The 19,721-nt window shown below is 57.1% G+C and carries 17 protein-coding genes; 2 read left to right on the top strand and 15 right to left on the bottom strand.

Going from position 1 to position 19,721, the window contains the following annotated elements:
- Positions 1 to 634 precede the first annotated feature (634 nt).
- Positions 635 to 1,822: an aminotransferase class V-fold PLP-dependent enzyme gene (locus R3F50_14250; protein ID MEZ5491464.1), complete on the top strand. Its 1,188-nt coding sequence runs from the start codon at positions 635 to 637 to the stop codon at positions 1,820 to 1,822.
- A gap of 532 nt (positions 1,823 to 2,354) precedes the next feature.
- On the opposite strand, the gene R3F50_14245 is transcribed toward R3F50_14250, so the two are convergent.
- On the bottom strand, positions 2,355 to 3,710 hold the full coding sequence (locus R3F50_14245) for a sodium-dependent transporter (GenBank protein ID MEZ5491463.1): 1,356 nt from the start codon (positions 3,708 to 3,710) through the stop codon (positions 2,355 to 2,357).
- Positions 3,711 to 3,755: 45 nt separating this feature from the next.
- The gene (locus R3F50_14240) at positions 3,756 to 4,895 is read right to left on the bottom strand and encodes a peptidylprolyl isomerase (protein ID MEZ5491462.1); all 1,140 of its coding nucleotides are present in this window, start codon (positions 4,893 to 4,895) and stop codon (positions 3,756 to 3,758) included.
- Positions 4,896 to 5,451: 556 nt separating this feature from the next.
- Here R3F50_14240 and R3F50_14235 point away from each other — a divergent pair.
- Positions 5,452 to 6,915, top strand: coding sequence for an Hsp70 family protein (locus R3F50_14235; GenBank protein MEZ5491461.1), 1,464 nt, complete (start codon positions 5,452 to 5,454; stop codon positions 6,913 to 6,915).
- Between the two features lie 63 nt (positions 6,916 to 6,978).
- On the opposite strand, the gene R3F50_14230 is transcribed toward R3F50_14235, so the two are convergent.
- The 13 genes from R3F50_14230 to R3F50_14170 all read right to left on the bottom strand — a co-directional run bounded on the left by R3F50_14230 (position 6,979) and on the right by R3F50_14170 (position 19,461).
- Complete coding sequence (locus R3F50_14230) at positions 6,979 to 7,713, bottom strand: hypothetical protein (GenBank protein MEZ5491460.1); 735 nt, start codon at positions 7,711 to 7,713, stop codon at positions 6,979 to 6,981.
- Positions 7,714 to 8,077: 364 nt separating this feature from the next.
- Positions 8,078 to 8,818, bottom strand: coding sequence for a hypothetical protein (locus tag R3F50_14225; protein ID MEZ5491459.1), 741 nt, complete (start codon positions 8,816 to 8,818; stop codon positions 8,078 to 8,080).
- Positions 8,819 to 9,790, bottom strand: a complete 972-nt coding sequence (gene lipA / locus R3F50_14220; protein ID MEZ5491458.1) for a lipoyl synthase — start codon at positions 9,788 to 9,790, stop codon at positions 8,819 to 8,821.
- The gene (gene lipB / locus R3F50_14215; GenBank protein MEZ5491457.1) at positions 9,790 to 10,440 is read right to left on the bottom strand and encodes a lipoyl(octanoyl) transferase LipB; all 651 of its coding nucleotides are present in this window, start codon (positions 10,438 to 10,440) and stop codon (positions 9,790 to 9,792) included. The genes lipA and lipB overlap by 1 nt, the downstream gene beginning before the upstream one ends.
- Positions 10,441 to 10,535: 95 nt before the next feature.
- Positions 10,536 to 10,817 carry a DUF493 domain-containing protein gene (locus R3F50_14210; protein MEZ5491456.1) on the bottom strand — a complete coding sequence of 94 codons (282 nt, stop codon included), beginning with the start codon at positions 10,815 to 10,817 and terminating at the stop codon, positions 10,536 to 10,538.
- A 5-nt stretch (positions 10,818 to 10,822) separates the two neighbouring features.
- Positions 10,823 to 12,013 carry a D-alanyl-D-alanine carboxypeptidase family protein gene (locus tag R3F50_14205; GenBank protein ID MEZ5491455.1) on the bottom strand — a complete coding sequence of 397 codons (1,191 nt, stop codon included), beginning with the start codon at positions 12,011 to 12,013 and terminating at the stop codon, positions 10,823 to 10,825.
- Positions 12,014 to 12,093: 80 nt separating this feature from the next.
- Positions 12,094 to 12,996: a septal ring lytic transglycosylase RlpA family protein gene (locus R3F50_14200; GenBank protein ID MEZ5491454.1), complete on the bottom strand. Its 903-nt coding sequence runs from the start codon at positions 12,994 to 12,996 to the stop codon at positions 12,094 to 12,096.
- Positions 12,997 to 13,270: 274 nt separating this feature from the next.
- On the bottom strand, positions 13,271 to 14,419 hold the full coding sequence (gene rodA / locus R3F50_14195) for a rod shape-determining protein RodA (GenBank protein ID MEZ5491453.1): 1,149 nt from the start codon (positions 14,417 to 14,419) through the stop codon (positions 13,271 to 13,273).
- On the bottom strand, positions 14,412 to 16,412 hold the full coding sequence (gene mrdA / locus R3F50_14190) for a penicillin-binding protein 2 (protein MEZ5491452.1): 2,001 nt from the start codon (positions 16,410 to 16,412) through the stop codon (positions 14,412 to 14,414). The genes rodA and mrdA overlap by 8 nt, the downstream gene beginning before the upstream one ends.
- Before the next feature lie 283 nt (positions 16,413 to 16,695).
- Positions 16,696 to 17,169 carry a 23S rRNA (pseudouridine(1915)-N(3))-methyltransferase RlmH gene (gene rlmH / locus R3F50_14185; protein ID MEZ5491451.1) on the bottom strand — a complete coding sequence of 158 codons (474 nt, stop codon included), beginning with the start codon at positions 17,167 to 17,169 and terminating at the stop codon, positions 16,696 to 16,698.
- Positions 17,166 to 17,558, bottom strand: a complete 393-nt coding sequence (rsfS, locus tag R3F50_14180) for a ribosome silencing factor (protein ID MEZ5491450.1) — start codon at positions 17,556 to 17,558, stop codon at positions 17,166 to 17,168. Before rsfS ends, rlmH begins: the two co-directional genes overlap by 4 nt.
- Positions 17,558 to 18,208, bottom strand: a complete 651-nt coding sequence (gene nadD, locus R3F50_14175; GenBank protein MEZ5491449.1) for a nicotinate-nucleotide adenylyltransferase — start codon at positions 18,206 to 18,208, stop codon at positions 17,558 to 17,560. Before nadD ends, rsfS begins: the two co-directional genes overlap by 1 nt.
- Complete coding sequence (locus R3F50_14170) at positions 18,205 to 19,461, bottom strand: glutamate-5-semialdehyde dehydrogenase (protein ID MEZ5491448.1); 1,257 nt, start codon at positions 19,459 to 19,461, stop codon at positions 18,205 to 18,207. The genes nadD and R3F50_14170 overlap by 4 nt, the downstream gene beginning before the upstream one ends.
- Positions 19,462 to 19,721 lie beyond the last annotated feature (260 nt).

Here is a 19,721-nt window from a genome sequence, read left to right as displayed (position 1 = left end):
AATCTGATTGCTGCTTGGTCATCGTTGCACCCTCTTGATCATTGTTGTTTTTTGTTTTTTGCTTAGTATTTATGTGTATTCTGCCTGCCTCATTTTAACGGCGGAATACTGATTACTGACTTCCGGTTTCTGATCGCCGTTTTTCGATTTTAGAATTCAGATCATTGCTATCCCACAAAATCAGGGCCGTGAGGTTTGCAATGGCCTGAACCCAAAACCTTGACCTATTCGTGATCTCTGCCAGACGTTAACGTGAATTTGTTACGGCTAACACTGGATCGGGGTGTGCACTTTTTTTGGGACCGCACCGGCGCCGGGGAATCCACTCCTCCGCAACTAGCATCCCTCCGGGATTCCCTCCCTCGGTCGGAAGCCCTGAAAAACGGTCTCCCTCGGTCAGTCGGTGCTGCGTTTTGATTGCTCCGTCGCTGGATTCCCCCGCGCCGGTGCTCAGTGCCAGCATTGCGCCTCAGGAGCCTTTTTGAACAGTATAGGCATTACGTGGGACCGCAGTAATTTTATATTTCAAAAGTCACAGTATCACAACTATCTGTTAACATCATCGGCATGTTTCAGCCGTCTGACAAAACTTAAAGCCACCAGCACCAATCCCCCTTTGCAACCGTTATAGGCCATGGAACTCGACAATAAAATCAATCAGTTAAGAAGCGAGACACCAGGTTGTAAGGCGCTGATCCATTTCAACAACGCGGGTTGTTCCTTCGCGTCTGCTGCAGTCACTGACAGTGTAATCGGTCATCTGCAACTGGAACAGCTTGCAGGCGGCTACGAGGCTGCCAATCAGGCTTCCGCACAAATAGATAACTTTTATCACGCCTTCGCCCGCCTGCTGAACTGCAAGGCAAACGAGATTGCTTTTATTGAAAACGCCACCCGCGCCTGGGACATGGCCTTCTATGCTGTCCCTTTTCAGCCCGGCGATCAGGTGATTACCGGTCAGGCGGAGTATGCGAGTAATTACCTGGCCATGCTGCAGCTGCAAAAACGTAAGGGGATTGAGCTTGTCGTCGTGCCCAACGATGCATCCGGAACCCTTTGTCTCGACACGCTGCGAAAGCGCATCAATCAGAAGACCCGACTCATTGCCCTGACCCAAATTCCCAGCCAGGTCGGTACGGTGCAGCCGGCCGAAGCAGTGGGCAATATCGCCCGGGAACACGGCCTGCTCTATCTGCTGGATGCCTGCCAGTCCGCCGGACAAATACCGCTGGACGTCCAGGCGCTGCACTGCGACCTGCTGACCGGCACCGGTCGGAAGTACCTGCGCGGACCTCGGGGTACTGGATTTCTTTACGTCGGCAACTCAGTTCTCGACAAGCTGGAACCACCCTTCATTGATTTGCATTCCGCACACTGGGTTGACGCGCACAGTTACCGGTTTCGGGATGATGCGAAACGCTTTGAAAACTGGGAGTGTTTCGTGGCGGGGAAGATTGGCCTCGGCGTCGCTGCCGACTATGCCTGTGAAGTGGGGCTGGACGGGATCCGGAAAAGAATAGGCGAGCTGGCCGGCAGCCTGGTTGACAGGCTAGCCGAGGTGCCAGGCGTCACTGTACACGAGCAGCGCGACAATCTCTCGGGCATTGTGACCTTCTCCAAGGCCGACGAAGACGCCACACAGCTTCATCAACGACTCAGGGCGGCGGGAATCAATACCAGTATTGCCAAACAGGCAAACGCGCTGCTTGACGCTGCCGCCCGCCACGTCGGCGACGTCAACAGGGCCTCTCTGCATTATTTCAACACCGGAGATGAGATCGAGCGCTTTATTGAAATTCTGCGCGACGGCAGAAAGGACTGACCTCGCGAGTGAGGCAGAACTATCAGAGGCCAGATTGTGCCGGGCCGGACAATGACGCCTTGGACGCTATACCCACCACAGCCCGCCAGATGCCCACTTAACCACTCAACTGGCTCTACCGGAAGCCACTGATTACAGCGTTTGTTACACTGCTGTCCCACAGAGTGCTTAACCTGTCCAAAAAGGCCCCTGTATCGCAATGGTGGCACTGAGCATCGGCGCGCGGGAATCCAGCGACGGAGCAATCAATACGCAGCGCCGACTGACCGAGGGTGACCGTTTTGTGGGCTCCCGACCGAGGGAGGGAATCCCGGAGGGATGCAAGTTGCCCAGGAGTGGATTCCCCCGCGCCAATGCGGTCCCGAACCATTCACACTCGATAGTTTATTGGCCACGTAGCAACTTCACGTTCATGTCTGACACAGATCCCGAATAGTGCAAATAATTGGATTCAGGCCGTGGCAGGCCCTTCGGCCACGATTTTGTGGGACAGCAATGTGTTTATTAACAGTATTTAGACCTGCCTGCGCGACTAGATAATTCCCAGCAGCTGCACATACACCATCAGGATCGCTACCGGGCAGATAAACTTCACGTAGAACGGCCAGATTTTCCAGAACAGGCTGTTCTGCACCTCGGGAAATCCCTGGCTGATCTCCTGCAGCAGACCATTGCGGTTCCAGATCCAGGCCACAAAAACACAGAAGAACAGCCCGCCCAGCGGTTGACTCCACTCGGTGGTGATGGTGACCACCAGGTCGAACAACGCATCAAAATTCGCCACGATAATCAGGCAGAATACAGTGATAAGGGCGGCCACGATGACGGTAGCCTTGCGGCGCTCCACTTGATGTTTTTCCACCGCATAGGCAACCGGGACTTCCAGCATGGAAATCGATGACGTCAATGAAGCTATAGTCATCAACAGAAAGAAGGCCAGGGCCACCAGCAGACCGATAGACCCCATGTTATTGAACAGGGACGGCAGCACGGAAAGGATGAGGCCCGGCCCTGCTATCAGTCCGCCAGCCTCATCATAGATCGCTACGCCGCTGGACTGGGCCACGTACATGGCCGGCAGGATCAGCATACCCGCCAGGAATGCGATACCGACGTCAAGCAGCGCCACCATGCTGCCCAGCTGCGGAAGATTCTCCCGCTTGCTCACATAGGAACCGTAAATCAGCATGGTGCCCACGCCCAGCGACAGGGAAAAGAAAGCCTGCCCCATGGCATTGATAATCAGATACGGACTGACCACGGCGCTGAAATCCGGAACCAGATAAGCACGCAGCCCCTCTCGGGCGCCAGGAAGGGTAACCACATACAGGATCAACAGGAGGAGTATCACAATCAGCGAGGGCATCAGGCGTGAGGCCCACTTCTCAATGCCCTCCTTCACCCCTGCGCTGATCACGTAAACCGTCAGCCCCATGAACACCAGCACAAAGAGGCTGTTACGCAGCATGCCATCAGCAGTCAGCCACGCCGCCAGGGAATCCAGCCCCACAAGGCGGGCCAGTGGATCAATCAGGAAAGCCATCATCCAGCCGCTGACGACCACATAAAAACTGAGGATCAGGCTGACCGTCAGAATGCCGACGAAACCCACCACAGTGCCTGCCAGGTAGCTGATGCGGCCGCGAGAAAGCCCCTGCAGGGCAGTCACGGCATTGGCCTTGGCATGGCGGCCGATAATCAGTTCCGCCATCAGCGCCGGGTAGGCGAGCAGAAAGACCAGTACCAGGTAGGTAAAAAGAAACGCCGCACCGCCATTACTGGCGACATTGGTGGGAAATCCCCAGATATTGCCAAGCCCCACGGCGGACCCGGAGGCTGCCATCAGAAACCCGAATCTGGAACTGAACTCACCCCGGGCTGGACTCATGAGTACTGGTAATCTCCGTTGGCCGTATCAGGCAGCAAATTGCAGTTACTGACAGGAATCAACTGTTCCTGTCAGGGCGAAGCGCAGGGTCGCCGGATCGGCCAGCTGAAACGTAAGGTTGCAGAAGCTCTCCCCTTCGCTCAGCTCAAGACGCGGAAAATTCAGCATCCCTGTCGCACCGGTAAATTCCGCGGCCCCTTCCGGGGCATCGCGCAACAGCAACAGACTGTCCACATCGGGCTCCAGCAGAATCTGGCTACCTTCTGTCAGCACTGTCCACTTGATGCTGTAGGCAGCCACGCCGCCGTCTGCAGTCATTGCACTTATTATCTGGCCACTGAGAGGATTGAACACATTGACAGCTGCACTGTAACGGTCTACCACCTGCATGGCGACAAACACCAGTTCCTCATCGGGCCGCCCGCCATAGGCATCGGTAATAATGGGCGCAAAATCCGCTCTGGGGCATGGGATACTGCTGCCGCATGGCCTGAACTTCTGCAGCCCCTGGATGGTGTCGAGTACTGCCATGCCTGCTTCCAGGTCAGAACCATCCACGCCACCCAACACACGGCCAAATACGGTGAAGCCACCGTTATTGGCATCCAGCGCGTTGCCGTTGTCTGAAGTGTTGAAGAACCATTGATAGGTGGCGCTGTCAGGGTCTCCGGCAGCCTTGGCCATGGCAATCGTGCCGCGGGAATTGGACAGGCCCGGCTCATTGATAACCGTGGGGACTTCGTCAGATTCGATAATTGGCTCAGGGCCGAAAAAAGGCTGGAACCGATACGCACCACCCTGAATGATGCCTATCCCCTGGGTCTCGATCTCCTGCGTTCGATGCAGGTAAGTGCGGTTGTAGTTGACAGCTGCGTCTACCGGCGCGTTGTTGATATCCACCACCTCACCCTTCACATAGCGCAGAAAATTCTCCACCGTGCCCGGCGTGGCAGTGTCGTATAATTCGATGGAGAAATCGCCAACAGACGTGCTGACACGCACTATAGTGGCGGCCTGGGCCGCTGTTGCGGTCACCAGCAACAGACTCGCCAGCACCAGCCTCAATCTCTGGCCGGTAAATCGACGCCAGCTGCTTGCCGCCTTCAAGCCGACCAGCCCGCCTGCTGTTCTGTCTGCCTCGCTGATTGATTCGCTGACTGCTTTCACTGACGTCCTTGATGGCATGCCTGCTCCTGCCAAAAGTACTAAACCCACTCAACCTGCCCCATTCCGGATACCGCCCTGAAATGGCTGTCTGGCGGCACGACTGGGCAGAATAGGGTATGTGCTGCCATTATTCAAGCACGGGCTGGCGGCCGCGCCAGCCCGTCGTGGCTGCGGGTCGCGCAGCATGAAAAGCGCCTTCCCCAACCACCGTTCCACAGCATTTCCCACCGCGCGGCCACTTGGATGTGCCCGCTTTGAAAATGCATTTCTGCCTAGTGAACTGTAAGCGGAGTGTGCTATAAAACGAACAATTTTCGACGCAGCAAAAAGGTTTGGCTTTGCGGTTGGTTTTTGACCCTGGAGTATCACGACAATCGGTGCAGTCCGGTACACAACCTGCCGGGCAGGCACCGTGACGCATCATTATCCTTGACCAGCAAATCCTTAACCGCTCAGTCACAACTAATCCGGCAACGAACACCCTCGACACTCACTGCGCAAACCGGTTCACGAGTCAGCCACCGGCACTTGCAACTCGATGGTCCTGGCACGAATACGGGCAGATTTACAATCAATGAGCAGCGATCCGCGTCCCCCACTCCTGTCACCGGGAATAGGCATCGACTATGGCACCAGTAACAGTGCCGCAGCAATCTTCGACGGGGAACGGGTGACCATGGTGGTCCTGGAAGACCGGACCGCAATCATGCCTTCTGCGGTTTATGTCGATCGCAAATTCAGGATCACCACCGGGCAGGCCGGAATTGACGCCTATATAGCCTCCAACACCGGTCGCAAAGTCGAACTCAGCGCGGAATACCTAGGTGAGGGTCGCACATCTACCGGCCAAATTGGCGACATGGGTCTGCCTGAAGAGGCTGGCACAGAGAGATTCTATGGCCAAGCAATCGTGGACGCGGGCGAAAAAGGTCGCCTGTTTCGCGGCATCAAACGCCTGCTGGGTGACGCCAGTGTCCCGCGCCTGATGGTGTTCGACCGCCCGTTCCGGCTGGTGGCGCTGATGACACCGCTGCTGCTGCGAATAAGGCAGGCCCTGCAGGCAACCCTGGAATCCCTCGGTATGGCGACTGACCAGGCCCGGCATGCCTGCATCGGACACCCGGTCAATTTTGAAGGCCGCAGCGACAGTCAGAATGAGGTTGCGCTGGCGCGCCTCAGCGAAGCCTGCGGCTATGCCGGCTTCGAAAATCAGCGCTTCTTCCCGGAACCAATCGCCGCAGCGATCAGCTACCTGTTCGATTACCCCCAGCTTACCAGTCAGACCATGCTGGCCGTGGACTTCGGTGGTGGCACGCTGGACCTTTGCGTGCTGCGGCACCAGGGCGAAGAATTTCAGGTCGTGGCAACCTACGGCATCGGGCTGGGTGGCGACCATATCGACCAGCAACTGTTCCGGGCACTGCTGTTTCCTCTGCTCGGCAAAGGAGAACGATTCCGGCGTAAGGGCGAGGACCGTGAGATCGAGACCCTGTTTCCTTTCGAGGAATACGAAGACCTGCTTCTAAACTGGGCCGTGAGCTACCGACTCAACCAGAATCAATACACCACACCGGTGATGCAACGCATCGAACAGGGCGACGAGGCTGCCATCAAGTTCAGACGCCTGTATGAACTGATCAAGCGCAACTACAGCTACCTGGTTTTTCAGTCGATCAAGGAACTCAAAGCGGCCTTATCAGCGCAGGAACAGGCCCGTCTCGATATCCCCGAAATCGACGTGGATCTGATGGTATCCCGCGCCGAGTTCGAAGTGATGATCGCCGACCTTCTTGGTACTTTTGAAACAGCGGTATTCGATACCTTGCGCCTGGCAGCTATCGATGCCGGGCAGGTGGAACTGGTCATACGTACCGGCGGGTCGTCGCTGATACCGGCCGTCAAGGCGATCCTGGACCGGGTGTTTCCCGGCAAGGTTATTGAACACGACCCCTTTACCAGCGTTGCCGCAGGGCTGGCCATCGCCGAGTACCGCGGGCTGGGCGAGACTCTTTCAGGTGGACCGGGCTCCCCGGCGTAAGTGCCTGAGAGCCCGGTAGAAACCAGTGACCGGAGGGGACGGACGCCTCCAGCACTGCGACGCCTAGCGACGCCCTTCGTTTACTACTACGGACACCGGCACCGCACCCACGTTGCGAATGTGGTAGGCGCTGTTTGCCTCGCGCCAGGCCCAGTCGCCCATGGCGTCCAGCTCAGCCGTGATACCGTCCTGACGGGTCACATGGGTCATACCGTCAGTGACCTGAACAATGACAGTGGGATTCTGGTGCGTCTGCAGGCTGGTGGTCTGCCCCGGCGCCAGTTCAATCCGGTAGGACCGGAACCAGGCATTTTCCAATTGTGGCTCGACACTCACGCCGCTGGGCCGGCCAGCGGCCAGATCGCTCTGGCCAGGTCCATAGTTGGCGAACGCGATGATCCGGAACAGGTGCGGTCCTTCATTAGATACCTGATGAGTAAAATTCTCCTTCACGTAATCCGTATTACTGGAAACCCGCCCGCCCAGGGGGCCATCACCGTTGCTGATGAAGGTGTACATGATTGCCGAATCATGAGTATGCGGCAGAGTCTGATCGCCAGGATTGATCTGCACATCGATTACGTACAGATCGCCATCGTTATGCATGGTGCGATGCCGGGGTTCCTGCTTGATGTTTACCACCCGCTGTCCGCCCCAGTCGTTTTCCTGGGCTGCCAGGGGTGCCAGCGCACCGCCCGCCAGGGTCAGCAGAGACAGTAAACCCGCGCCACCGATCCGCCTTAAATTGAGGCGAGAAGCCACCTTCCCGGCTGTTGTTTTCCCTGTTGTTATTTTCATACTTACCTCGCAATAGGTGACAAAAAAGTGGATTTGCGCTCAGAGAGTAAACGACGCCCCTGGCGAATTCAACAGAAAACGACACAGCGACTTTAAGGGGCCCAACCGCATCGTTATAGTGTCCGGCCAGGAAGTGGAGCGGCACAAGAGACGCCTCGCTATGCTCCCGACAGGACTCCATAAAACTTTGGGCACGTTATCAGAAGGCCTTCTGCAGGCAACGGGTAAACGTTTTAGAGGCAGACGAGGCAAGACTATAACAGCCGCACCTTCGGGGATTATCAATATAATGTGGCGTTTGAGCCGGATTTAAAAATCGCAGCGCCCCCAGGAAAGCTTAGCGCCGGTCTGTCGGGGCTGGCTGCTAATTATAGCTCATGGGAAAGTCCATCAGCAGCTCGCCGCTATCGGGATCGCGAAGCTGAAATTCAGCGGGGTAACTGCGCCCAAGGGCTTCAGTGAAAGTAGAACCGTCATTAAGATCACTGATAATGAATACAACGCGCCCTTCTACGGCACCCAGGGGCGGAATCGCTATAGGAATGAGCAGGTAGCCAGGACTGTCACTGAGCAGACCGTGTACGCTAGCCTCGACACTCAGTCGGGAATCCGGCAGCTGGGCCCTCACAGCCCTGAACAGGTTGGGTTCGTTATTGCCGTCCAGCACCCGCAGATAAACGTCGACATCGCGGGTGAATAGCTCGTTGTTCTGCAGTCGGACAGTGGGCGTATAAATCGGATAGGCAAACCCTACTTCGACGATACCATTGCTGGTGCTTTCAGTAATCATGCTACTGGCCAGCTGTTCGCCACTCACACCATTGCCCGCTCTGGCCGGCAGGTAGCCAAAGTAATACCAGGGCCCAGCAACAAGGCCCGGAATGCCCAACAGCAGGATGAAAATCAGGGGGGCGCGTGTGCCCCAGGGAGTGAATGGCCTCACACCGACCACCAGTAAAAGCCCTGCCAGCGCGGCGACCCCGGCACGCAGTTCCAGCGGCTGGCGACCTGTTTCAATCGGATTAAGAAGCAGGCCCGCGCCTAACAGCACTGCCACCAGCAGGGCCGCCACCTGGATTAGAACGAGTATTCCATTTTTAGACATTTAAGCGCCCTGCAGGTCCTCACCTCGCGCTTGCTTGTCGGCATGATAGGACGAGCGCACCAGCGGCCCACTGGCAACATGACTGAATCCAAGACTGTCGCCGTACTCCCGCAACGCCTCGAACTCGTCCGGGTGCACAAAGCGCTCGACCTTGAGATGATCCCGGCTGGGCTGCAGGTACTGGCCCAGCGTCACCATGTCCACCTTATGCGCCAACAGATCACGCATCACCTCTTTAACCTCATCGATGGTTTCACCCAGGCCAAGCATCAGCCCGGACTTCGTCACCACACCGGGCACCCGCTCCTTGTATTTCTCCAGCAGATCCAGGGACCATTCGTAGTCGGCACCCGGTCTGGCCTTTCGGTACAGGCGCGGTACAGTCTCCAGGTTGTGATTAAATACATCGGGTGGCGTGTTTTGCAGTATATCGACCGCTATATCCATGCGGCCGCGGAAATCCGGCACCAGCACTTCCACCTGAATCCCAGGGTTGCAGCGCCTGGTTTCACTGATACAGTCGGCAAAATGCTGCGCTCCGCTGTCTTTCAGATCATCGCGATCCACCGAGGTAATCACTACATACTCCAACCCCATTTCGGCGATGGCTTCGGCCAGTTCCCGCGGTTCATTCGAATCCAGGGGCCTCGGCTTGCCATGGGCAACGTCGCAAAATGGGCAGCGTCGTGTGCAGATATCACCCATGATCATAAATGTCGCCGTGCCGTTGTTGAAGCACTCCCCCAAATTCGGACAGGAAGCCTCCTCGCAGACTGAGGCCAGCTTATGGGTGCGGAGTTTTTCCTTGATGTGCTGCACTCTTGGCGACGATGGAACCCGAACCCTGATCCAGTCCGGCTTGCGAGGCAGTTCGTCGGTGGGAATCACTTTGACGGGGATTCTTCTCACCTTGTCAGCTCCCCGCAGCTTTTGTCCTTCGATCAGTACATTACGCCTTTTGGTATCGGCCATTACACAATCCCCGATGATGATGATTCTCGCTCGATCTGCCGGTAGCCCAGCCGGGCTGCCAGCTTGTTGGCCAGCTGAACCGCGCTTTTCTGCATCAGCTGGTCCCGGTCCTGAACCAGGTCCGCCAGTTGGGTGACACGCAAGCCCTTGTAACCGCAGGGATTAATACCCTTAAATGGCTCCAGATCCATATCTACATTCAGACTCAGGCCGTGGTAGCTGCGCCCTTTACGGATGCGCAGTCCCAGGGAGGCAATCTTAGCATCTTCTACGTATACGCCGGGGGCTTCGGATCTGGCTTCGCTCGCGATACCCTGGTCTGCCAGATAATCAATGATCCCTGTCTCCATGAGCCCCACCAGATCCCGCACACCCAATTGCTTCTGGCGCAGGTTTAACAGCAGGTAAATGACCAGTTGCCCGGGTCCATGGTAAGTAACCTGACCACCCCGATCGGTCTGAACTACCGGGATCCCACCGGGGTTCAGCAGGTGTTCTCGACGGCCTGCCTGGCCAAGGGTATAGACCGGTTTGTGGCTCAGCAACCACAGCTCGTCGCCGCGCTCTTTCTCAGGATGGCTGGCTATATACTGCATGGCGCGCCAGATCGGCTCATAACTCTGTAAGCCAAGCCTTCTGACCGTCAGCAGGGAATCCCCGGCCCGTTCGGGGTCGAGATTGCGCAACTGATGGTATTTATACTCGCTGAGCAGCAACTGGGGAACCGCAATGTGGTTGAGACCGACTACAGGACCAGCTTAACACTTTCCTGATCCATCAACTCCTGAAAAATCACCTTAAGCTGCTCTTCGCCCGTTGCCTCGATCACCACGGTGACCGAGACGTAGTTGCCCTTTGCGCTGGCGCGCTCGGTGACCCGGTGCTCGGGCACCGGTCCGGCATGGCGGTGGATGACCGCGAGCACCTCAGTCTGAAAAACCGCACTGGCGATGCCCATTACCTTGATCGGGTAATCGCAGGGAAATTCGATCTTTGGCGGTTCCTGTTCAATATCGCTGATACGCATCGGGACTAGCTGAACAGGTTGGTGAACATCAGGGTCAGCCAGTCGATGAAGCGCTTGACCAGGCCGGCACGCTCCACCGATTGCAGGGCAATCACTTCACCCTGGTACAGCAGGTCGTCTTCCAGCACCACATTGATGGTACCCATCACCTGCCCCTGCTCGAGCGGCGCGGAAATGACCTCCTCCAGTTCCAGCGAGGCACTCATCTCCTCGGCCTGCCCGCGGGGAATCGTAATGTAGACCTCTTCGGTAATACCAAGATCGACGGAATTCTGCTCCCCGGACCAGACCTTGGCATTGCTGACCAGCTGGTTGGCATCATAGAGCTTATGGGTCTCGTAATAGCGGAACCCGTAGGTAAGCAGTTTCTGGGTCTCAACGGCTCGCGCATCCTCGCTGGCGGTCCCCATAACGACGGAAATCAGGCGCATACCATCACGTTCTGCAGACGCCACCAGGCAGTACCCTGCCGCGTCGGTCCAGCCGGTCTTCATGCCGTCGACATTCCGGTCCCGGAATAGCAGGGTATTGCGATTCGGTTGTGTGATCCCGTTGTAGGTGAATTCCCGTTCGGCATACATGGCGTAATGGTCAGGATGATTCACAACCGTGGCCCGGGCCAGAGTAGCCAGATCCCTGGCGGACATGCGGTTATAGTAAACGTCGGTGTCGAGCCCGCTGGCGTTCATGAAGAAGGACTCATTCATACCGAGCACTTCGGCATACTGGTTCATCATGTCCGCAAATGCTTCCTCGCTGCCGGCGATGTGCTCGGCAATGGCCACACTGGCATCGTTGCCGGACTGAATAATGATTCCGCGCATCAGATCATCGACGCTGACCTGGGTATCGACGCCGACAAACATTTTCGACCCTTCCATGCGCCAGGCTTTTTCGCTGATATGGACCATATCGTCCCACGCCAGGTTGCCCAGCTGGATTTCCTCCGCGGCAATGTAGGCGGTCATGATCTTGGTCAGACTCGCAGGGGGCAGTGCCTCGTCGGCGTTCTCTTCGACGATGACATAGCCGGTCTTGGCATCCAGGAGAATGTAACTGCTGGCAGCAATATCGGGCGCTCGGGGAATGATCGCCGGTGCTGCGCAGGCCACCGCCGCAATAGCCCAGAGCAAGAGTCCGGCCAGCGCAGCCGGCGCCGCGCGCAATCCAGCTTCGGTAGAACGTAGGTATGACATAAAGCGTTTATCCATTTCGTTTCAAGTAAATTCAGGCTATCAGAATACCGGTGAAGCTGGCGCAAGCCGAACCGGGAACATTAATCGGTAACAGTGTACGGACTACCCAGATTGGCAGCAACCACGCGGTCCGATATGACCCTGATTTCATCGTTGTCCCGGATGGGGCCCACCCGCACCCGGTAAAGCGCCTGACTGGAGTCGCTGACAACCTCCTGAATGAAGACCGGCAACAAAGTAATTTCCTGTAACCGGCCGCTCAAGCGCTGTGCCGCCCCCAGGTCCTTGAACGCGCCTACCTGCAGGTAGCGCTCGGCACCAGAGCCCGGTCCCGGAAGCGACAAGGCAGAAGCCGAACTGGCCAGATTAATGGTTTCGCCGCTGAATGGGGGCGGGACGATAGCCTCCAGGTGGACTCGTGTGGTGCCCCTCGCTGCGTAGCCAAGTTTGACTGCCGCCGCATAGGAAAGGTCGATCAGGCGATCACCGTGAAACGGGCCTCTGTCGTTTACCCGCACGATAATACTGCGGTTGTTCTCCAGATTCGTCACCCGGGCATAGCTGGGGATCGGCAGGGTCTTGTGGGCTGCGGACACCTTGTACATGTCGAAAATTTCGCCATTGGAAGTCTGGTGGCCATGAAATTTCTCCCCGTACCAGGATGCGACACCCCGCTCCGAGTACCCCTCTTCCGTCGCCATTACACGATAGGTCTTCCCCAGCACTGTGTAGGGGCTTCGATTGCCCGCCATGGTTCGATTGACAGGTTCGGGGATCACGTCCTCAATCGCCGCAATATCCAGGGTTCCGGCGCTGGGCGCGCGGTCCTGATCAATGGTATAGCGACTGCTGGAGGCTGGAGGCTCAGGATTGCTGGAGCAACCAATGAGCAGACCCAGGACCACGAGGCTGGCCAGCCAATGCCTGGGTCCCGCCCCTGCTCCTGAATATCCCGCGATTGTTTTAGTGTTCAACTGGTACATGAGTTGGGTTTCTTCCTGCTCTCAAGGGACTGGCGCACAGTGGCCAGTGAATCTTTGATCAGTGCTTCACTGCTTCAGGGAGCCTCTGATCAGCTTCATAACACATAACGGCGCAAAACCAGGTACTTTTAACGACTTTCAGGCAAATAGCCCGAATTGCCAGATTATCGCCACCATTCTGCTGCCACCGCAGCGCCTTCGTTGCCTCGGCAAAGCCCAGCGCGGCAGTTGCATGGCCATGGATCGGCCTGACCCGGACGGGATGCGGACGCGCTCAGGTTACCGGTCGCCTGCCCCCGGCAGAGATGGACATCAGCATGCCAAATCCAACAAACAGTGTCAGGATCGAGGTACCTCCCCGGCTCATAAGCGGCAGCGGCAGACCAATCACCGGCACCAGACCGGACACCATGGCCATGTTGACAAATACATAGAAAAAGAACGTCAGCGTAATACTGCCCGCCAGTAGACGACTGAACATATCGCTGGCATAGAAGGTAATGTAAAAACCCCGCACCAGAACAAACAGGTACAGCACAATCAGGAACAGAATGCCGAACAGCCCGAACTCCTCCGCCAGCACTGCCAGAATAAAGTCGGTATTACTCTCGGGAATAAAATCCAGCTGTGACTGGGCACCGTTCAGCCAGCCCTTACCAAAGAGGCCACCGGAACCGATGGCTATCTGGGACTGAATGATGTTGTAGCCGGCACCGGTTGGGTCCCGGTAAGGGTCGAAGAAGGTCAGAATCCGATTCTTCTGATGCTCCTGGGCCAGAAACAGGTACCAGGCCGGCGAGGCCAGCAGGGCCCCCAGACCACCCCAGATAACCAGTCGCCAGGAGATGCCTGCCAGCAGCAGAACGAAGATGCCTGACATGGTGATCATAATGGCAGTGCCGGTGTCATTCTGGGTGATGATCAGACCGGCAGGTACCAGAATCATCATGCCGGCCCAGAACAGATGTTTGAAGCCGGGCGGCAAAGGTCTGCTGCCCAGATACCAGGCCAGCAGCATGGGAACCACGAACTTCATGATCTCGGAAGGCTGGAAGCGGGGCAGACCGGGGATATCCAGCCAGCTCCTGGCGCCGTTAACCTCGGCCCCGAAATACAGCACCAGCACCAGCAAGGCCAGCCCCCCGGCGTACATGCTTGGGGCCCAGCGACGAAAGAAATGCGCACTGAACTGCGCCACAACCAGCATGACAAAAAACGCGGCTGCCAGCGCCATGCCCTGGCGGCGGACTTCAGCCACGTTCTCACCACTGGCACTGTAAAGCACCAGCAGACCGAAGCTGCCCAGCAGCATCAGCGCCAGTAACAAAGGCGGATCAATGCGCAGCAGTCGCCAGATGGAAAACCCTTGCCGCTGCGCGCCAACCGGGTCTGACAGCTGGCGGGTGAAATCCTGATTAATCACTGTGGGTAACCAGGGGCAGTACTGCAGGGGTTGCCGGCTCTGCAGGGATTACCGGTAGCGCCGGGACTGTCAGGTCAAGCTGCAGGATATCCAGCAGATAAGCGTCTGTTATCTGTTTGGCAATCGGGCCGGCGACAGAACTGCCGTGCTCGCCATTCTCCACGAACACAGCCAGCGCAATCTTCGGCTTGACCTCCGGGTGCTGAGCCGGGGCGAAGGAAATAAACAAACCGTGGTCTTTATGAATATCAGCCACCTGAATCTCCTCGCTGCTTCTAACGCTCTGGTCGATAGAAACCACCTGGGCGGTACCGGATTTCCCCGCCATCTTATAGGTCATATCAGGATCGGCCCTGGCTATGGCCTCGTAGGCTGTTCCGTAGTCCCGGAATTCCTGACTGTAGGGACGATGCACCACCATGGTCATGGCATCTTCGATGTAGTTCCAGTAATCCGTATCGGCCAGCTCTACCGTGGTCACCGGAGCCGATTCCACCGACTCCACTGTCTCGCCTTCAACGGCTTTAAGCAACCTGGGTCGCACCACACGCCCCTCGTTTGCCACTATCGAAACAGCCGTGGCCAGTTGCAGTGGTGTCACCCACATGTAACCCTGACCGATTGATGAGCTGATCGTGTCGCCCTGGTACCAGGGTTCTCCGCGGCTTGCCATTTTCCACTCACGGGAGGGCAGCACACCGGTGCGGGCGTAGGGTATGTCCAGGGCCAGGTTCTCCCCGAAGCCAAACTGCGACATGAAATCGTGCATGGTATCGATACCCATGCGATTGCCAAGGTCATAGAAAAACGTGTCGCAGGATTGATAGATCGCTTTCTTCAGGTCCGTATGACCATGGCCGCCACCGATAGCAGTGCGCGCCGTGTAGTCATTCCAGCGATAACGGACCCCGGGCAGGCGAAAGTAGCCAGGATCTTCTATGTGGAAATCGTAATCGACGAAGTCGTGTTGCAGGCCACCCAGCCCGATAAACGGTTTCACGGTAGAGCCTGGCGGGTAGGGATTGGTGGTCCGATCAAACAGTGGGGTATTCACCTTGTCGGTAATCAGCTTGTTGAAATCCCGGTTACTGATACCGGTGACAAACAGATTGGGATCGAAGCCAGGTTTGCTGACCATGGCCAGAATTCCACCGGTCTCCGGGTCGATGGCTACCACGGCACCGCGAAAATCCCCCAGGGCCCTCTCGGCGGCGATCTGCAGCCGCGCATCCAGGTGCAACGAGACATTCCTGCCGGCCACCGGATCAGTGCGATCCAGAACCCGCATAACCTGGCCGCGGTTGTTCTTCTCCACAGTTTCGTAACCGACCTGACCGTGCAGCAGGTATTCATAGGTTTTTTCGATACCGGACTTCCCGATGTGATTGGTGCCACCGTAGTTTTCCCGCTCGACCTCATCCATGGAGTCCAGCTCACCACGATTGATTTCCGATACGTAACCCACGGTATGGGCGGTCAGGCTATCCAGTGGGTAATGACGAACCAGCTGCGCCTCAATGGAAAACCCCGGCAGCCGATGCTGTGCCACAGCAATCCGGGCCATTTCCTCCTCGCTCAGCTTGTAGCGCAGCAGCACCGATGAGTGAGGTATGCGCCGGCGACTGAGCCGATCCTTAAACTGCTCTACGTCGTCTTCTGTCAGGTCGATCAGGGACGCCACATAATCCAGGGACGAATCCATACTGCCGGCCAGCTCCCGAATGACAGTCAGATTGAAAATTGGCTGATTATCGGCGAGCAGCTCTCCGTTGCGATCGAAGATCAGACCACGGGTAGGCGGGACATATTGGGAATGGAGGCGATTGTCATCGGAGCGGGCGGAAAAATAGTCGTACCGCAGAATCTGCAAATGCACCAGCTGGACTACCAGCGCCAGGAACAGCAGCCCCACAAAGCAACCGGCAATCACCAGACGTTTATTGACCAGCTGCCGCTCGCTCTCGTGATCCTTAACCTGCCATTTTTCTGCCATATTTCGAATAACTGACCGTTTGTTTTGTTTAACTTCTCATCGGCTGTTGAGTAACAGCGTGCCTGTACTAGTAAATCGGCTGCAAGGGCCTCTACCTGAAGCCGAACCGCTTGCTAATCAGACAACAAAACTGCCGATAAGTTTAGGGGATGATTTTACACGGTATCGAACAGATTTTTAACTTGAAGGCCGTGTAAAAAACCATCCTGCAATTGATGCGCTGAACTCTGATTAACTTCAGCAGCGCCAGGCAGAAATTGATCAAAGGCAGAGACAGGGCGGATCATCCATCACGGTGGTAAGGGTGATTGCTTAGCAGACTCCAGGCCCGATAGAACTGCTCCGCCAGCACAATGCGGACCAGTGGGTGCGGCAGCGTCAGATCCGACAGTGACCAGCGTTCCTCGGCCCGCTGCAGGACCTGATCACCCAGCCCGTCCGGCCCCCCAACTACGATCACCACATCCCGTCCGTTGCCGCGCAGGGTGTCGAGACGGCTGGCGAAAGAACCGGTATCGAAGCGTTTGCCCAGCACATCAAGCACCACCACGTGATCGGCTGGACGCAGCTTCGCCAGGATGGCCTCAGCCTCTTTGTTCCTGAGATGCTCAGAGCTGCTGTTCCTGCCACGGCGGGCCAACGGCAGTTCCTGCAGCGACAGGGCGAAATCCGCCGGCAACCTTTTGCTGTATTCCAGCACCCCGGCGTCAACCCAGCCAGGCATCCTGGTACCGACTGCCAGCAGGCGGAACTTCACTGTTCTGTGGTGCCCTCGGCGCCTCTGGCGCCAGCGGTGTCAGAAGCGAAGTTCCATAGATCTTCCAGGTTATAGAGAGCCCTGACCGGCGCCAGCATGATGTGCACCACCACCCCACCCAAGTCAACCAGGACCCACTCAGCCTGCATGCGGCCCTCAACCCCAGTCACCTGGCCGCCAGATTCCTTGACCTGCATGGTCACCTCATCGGACAAGGCCTTAATGTGGGTAGTCGACGTTCCGGTGACGATTACCATGTAATCGGTGATTTCAGTCAGCTTACTGACGTCAATGCTGACAATGGCCTGCCCCTTCATGTCTTCGAGGGCGCCCACAACCAGGTTTGCCAATTCTTTACTAGTCAATGTCTGTTCTCGTTTCTGGGTCATTAATCGGTAACTGCTTTCTTGTATAGCTGATGCTGGCCCAGGTAGCTGGCGACCCGAGGGTCCAACAGGTCATTCAGGGGCTCATCGTTGGCGATACGCTTGCGCACCTGACTGGAGGAGATCGGACTGTCCAGGCCATCCAGGTCAAAAATCAGGCCGCTTTTTCTGCCCCGGGCGCTGCCTGGCCCGCTGACCCGACGGCTTTGCAGCATGTCGCGCAGGGCGCCACTAGGCTGGACCGGATAGCCGGGCCGTTCGATAACGACAAAATGGCACAGATCAAACAGCTCACGCCAGCGATACCACTTGTCAAGCGAGGCAAAGGCATCCACGCCCAGGATAAAAAACAGTTCCGCCTGCTCGAATTCGGCCCGCAGAGACTGTAAGGTGTCGTAAGTATAAGAGGTCCCGGGTCGATTCAGCTCCCGATCATCAACGATCAGACCCGGGTGCCCACTGGCTGCCAGGCGCAGCATATCGAGGCGCTGCAGTGAGGAACACAGTGCCCGATCCCGGTGGTTCGGGACACCACAGGGCACCAGCCGCAAATGATCCAACTGCAGCATTCTCAATGCCGCCAGTGCCACTCTGATATGCCCCACATGCACGGGGTCGAACATACCGCCCATAATGCCGATACGTTCATTCATGTTCGAATATGGCCGTCCCCCAGCACGATGTATTTTTGCGACGTGAGGCCCTCAAGGCCGACAGGCCCCCGGGCATGCAGCTTATCCGTGGATATCCCGATTTCAGCACCCAGGCCATACTCAAAGCCGTCAGCGAACCGGGTCGACGCATTGACCATGACCGAACTGGAATCCACCTCCCGGAGAAAACGCTGGGCGCTGCCGTAATCTTCGGTGACGATAGCATCGGTATGCTGCGAACTGTAGGTGTTGATATGACTGATCGCGGCATCCAGACCGTCAACCACCTTTACCGCCAGAACAGGCGCCAGGTATTCCTCTTTCCAGTCAGCTTCGCTGGCGACGGACATACCGGGCACTATTTTCCGGGCCGCTTCACAGCCTCGCAATTCCACGTCGAAGCTGGCGAAGCGTTCGGCCAGCCGCGGCAGAACCTGTTCAGCAACAGACTGGTCTACGAGCAGGGATTCCAGGGTGTTGCAGGTTCCGTACCGCTGGGTCTTGGCATTTATCGTGATGCTTATCGCCTTGTCGAGATTTGCATGGGCATCGATGAACACATGACAGTTGCCGTCCAGATGCTTTATTACCGGCACCCTGGCATCCCGACTGATGCGTTCGATGAGGCCCTTGCCGCCACGGGGAACAATTACATCGACGTATTCCGGCATACTGATCAGCTTGCCCACCGCCTGGCGGTCGGTAGTTTCAACCACCTGCACCACGCGGGGGTCCAGACCCGCCTCGGCCAGGCCGATGGCCAGGCACGCCGCGATAGCCTGATTGGAATTAATGGCCTCTGATCCGCCCCGCAGGATGGTCGCATTGCCTGACTTCAGACACAGACTGGCGGCCTCACAGGTCACGTTGGGCCGGGACTCGTAAATGATGCCGATCACACCCAGCGGAACACGCATCCTGCCCACCTGGATTCCACTCGGCCGATACTTGAGCTCGGAAACCGCGCCGACCGGATCATCCAGGCTTGCTACCTGCGTTAACCCTTCAATCATGGCGTCGATCCGCGCCGGAGTCAGCTCCAGGCGATCCAGTAACGGGGCTTCCAGATTCTTGGCGCGCCCGGCCTGCAGATCCAGCCCGTTGGCCGCCATCAGCTCATTGCGCCGGGAATCGATAGCCCGGGCAATAGCCAGCAGCGCAGCATTTTTCTGCGCCGTAGTCGCCCTGGCGATATGGTACGACGCCTGCCTGGCCTGCTGGCCAAGCACGCGCATATAGCCTTCAATATCCAGCGCGCTACTTTCCTGCTGATTCAACATCCTGCTATACCCTGCTCTCTACAATTCGATAATCGATAAGTTCTATAAGGTTTTATACTGCGCCGGCGTCCGCGACTCAGGTCCAGGAAACCTCTGGCGTCAGCCTGGCCCGGGAATTTCACCGAATTCCCTGGCGAGGCCGTTCCATGGGGCGGCCGCAGCAGGAGTTTAGTGAAATTCCCGGGCCAGGTGCCGACAAAAGTCGAATTATAGCGCAAATAAAGCCTGACCCG

The organism is Gammaproteobacteria bacterium (assembly GCA_041395725.1).
Taxonomy (GTDB): domain Bacteria; phylum Pseudomonadota; class Gammaproteobacteria; order Pseudomonadales; family Pseudohongiellaceae; genus NORP240.
Note: the sequence above shows the minus strand (reverse complement) of the source record. Positions and strands in the feature narration are given on the sequence as shown.